Source organism: Bartonella sp. AP57NXGY (assembly GCF_042195805.1).
GTDB lineage: Bacteria > Pseudomonadota > Alphaproteobacteria > Rhizobiales > Rhizobiaceae > Bartonella.
This window is the reverse complement of record NZ_JBHIOZ010000187.1, coordinates 1-2354: the sequence shown is the minus strand read 5'-3', so window position 1 is coordinate 2354 and position 2354 is coordinate 1. Positions and strand designations below refer to the sequence as shown.

3 protein-coding genes are annotated in these 2354 nt (G+C 39.3%); all 3 read right to left on the bottom strand.

The features are described from left to right. Window positions 1-317, bottom strand: a 317-nt coding sequence (locus tag ACFIL8_RS09280; protein ID WP_375689541.1) for a DUF3987 domain-containing protein, incomplete at its 3' end; no start/stop codon positions are given. A gap of 960 nt (window positions 318-1277) precedes the next feature. Continuing rightward, window positions 1278-1781 (bottom strand): DUF6622 family protein, encoded by a 504-nt coding sequence (locus tag ACFIL8_RS09275; RefSeq protein ID WP_375689539.1) that lies wholly within the window; start codon window positions 1779-1781, stop codon window positions 1278-1280. Window position 1782: 1 nt separating this feature from the next. Next, a partial coding sequence (locus ACFIL8_RS09270; RefSeq protein WP_375689537.1) for a hypothetical protein occupies window positions 1783-2354 on the bottom strand: 572 nt, incomplete at its 5' end.

Here is a 2354-nt window from a genome sequence, read left to right as displayed (position 1 = left end):
ACATTGGGTAAAAGATCACAGCGCTCTACAATTAATTTTGCACGCTCTGCTGTTAATGTATCATTCGCCGCATAAAGTCTTTTGACATGGCTTATCAGATATTCTTCCCAACGCAAGGCTGTTGTAATGGCATAGAGTCCAATTTCAAAACGACCACTATCAAGAAGTTCAAAAATCAACGCAAGGCTTGCTATGGTCTTTGGCATTTTTAAAAGATGCGATTGTAAGCTTTCAAAAAGGTTATTCTCTTTAGCTTTTTTAAAAATCTTTTGCATCCACTCACGAAAGATCTCTTGAACATCAGCAGAAAAACGCATGACAAGCGGATGTTCAGGAGAACCAAGGGGTTTATATCATAATGAGAACGTATTAAGCTAAGAGGAGATGCCAAATTCTCAAAGGAGAAGTGCAATGCACCTTTACGAGTTTTTTGGACTTCATGATTTTTTGTACAACATTATGCCCCCCAAGATTATGTGCCCTTAAGCAGCTACAGTCGTTGATACAATATCCTCAGCAAGCATTTGTTCATCTTGCACATATATTTTTAGTATTTTTAATAATTTTTTTTTGGAAGATTTCTTGGTACGGCACGCGATACATCAGTGCTAACGTTCTCTTAAAAAACACCCAGATAATTAATCAGCTTCAAAAAACAACCTTACCAATGAAGTACTAGCTAGAGGGTTGCATGCACAACGCAATAATGGCACACTGATTCCCACAAGCGTGCTTCACATATTGCACGCATAGCCTGTACAGAGTCTACCGCTCCTAAATACTCAAACGTAAAAACGTAATGCTACTGGATCGTATAGTGACCGCAGTTGCACCCTTAAACACCGGTTCCTCCCCATATCATAATGCTTGACAAAAGCATCATGCCATCATAGCAACGGCTTTGCGTAGGGGTTCCACAACATAGTTCTATAAATTGTTGACGGCATTGCCAAGCTAACAGTTTTCTTGCCCACCTACGCCAATGAGACCATCACTATCCTCTTTTTGAATCGTAAAACAAAATGATTTCCCATAAGCGATAAACCATCTGCTCAAAGTCCAGCTAGCTCAAACTCATAGCATTCTAAACCTTTAGGCTCGCTCTTCCCCCAAGGGGGCATAGTCAGATATATCACTTCCCTCTCCTATTCACGCGCTGGGATAAAAAAATCTGAAACTACGAGGCAACGCTGCATTTGTATGCAGCGTTGTTGTTAGGAATAAGCTTCTATTGAGATAGTTCTAATGGGAAGCACCCACAGCTAATGGTATAGGGATTAATTTGGATTCTTTCGAAATGCTATATATAAATTTAATGTGCCGCCCCAAAACACACCATCAGTGAACCCACTTAAAAGACCAAAAAGAAGATTAAAATCAAATGCATATTTCAAATCAGGTTCAATATTGAGAAAAACAATCAATGTGAATTTGATGACAAAAGCGATAAGAATAAATATCAGCGTCAACGGCGTACCAGGCAGAATAATGAAATCCGTTCCCTCTTTGATTTTTAAACGCGCAGTAGCACGCCAGAGCAACCAGCCAACGCCAAAGCCGATCATCAGCCCTGCCAACATTGCGATTGCTCCCCAGCGTGGGAAAGCCAGCTGGTTAATCACATCGCTTGCGCCCAAAAAAAGAAAGACTAACGGCAAGAGAAAAAGGCGGTAAACCTTCGTTTCCCTATCTTTCAATGCGATTATTCCCCTCGCGATGAGAAAAATAAGCAAAATCCAAGCCCATAAAGGGGTTCCGGTCAGAATGTTAAACAATGACATATTATGCTCCATGATGTTTGATGCGATAAAAATATTGCATGATGTTAGGAAGATATTTAGAAAAAAGAATACCAGTACAAATTAAACCCATAGTGATTAACCAAATCTGGGGGGTCCATGTAAAAAAAGCCACTAGAAGACCATTGGCAAAAAAGATGATTACCCAAATCCATGTAATATATTTATTGATGAGATAAAATAGGATATGTTTGCGTTTTTCTTCAGAAACACCAGCACTGGCATAAAAAATGGTAAAGGGTTTCTTTACCAGCAAGCTAATCAATGAAACCAGAGCAAGTGACAGATAGCAAAAAACTGTGGGGTAGTTCAGTAAAAGTGTAGACCATCCAGCGAAATAATTAACAAACAGGACAATAACTGTCAGAATGTTAGTAATCATCACGGGTTCTCCCTGCCGGACAATTTTAATATTCACAGCAATAATGAACAATAAAATCACAGTTAAGATGAGAGAGCGTTCGACCAGAGTTAAAAAGTTTCCATTGATAACCCAGGAGTAAATACTCCACGGAATAAAAGAGATTATTATGTTAAACATGGCGCATCCTCCTT

Bases quoted from the DNA above. Each gene is read 5' to 3' on its own strand.
- ACFIL8_RS09275 (WP_375689539.1), bottom strand. From the start codon at position 1,781: ATGTCATTGTTTAACATTCTGACCGGAACCCCTTTATGGGCTTGGATT.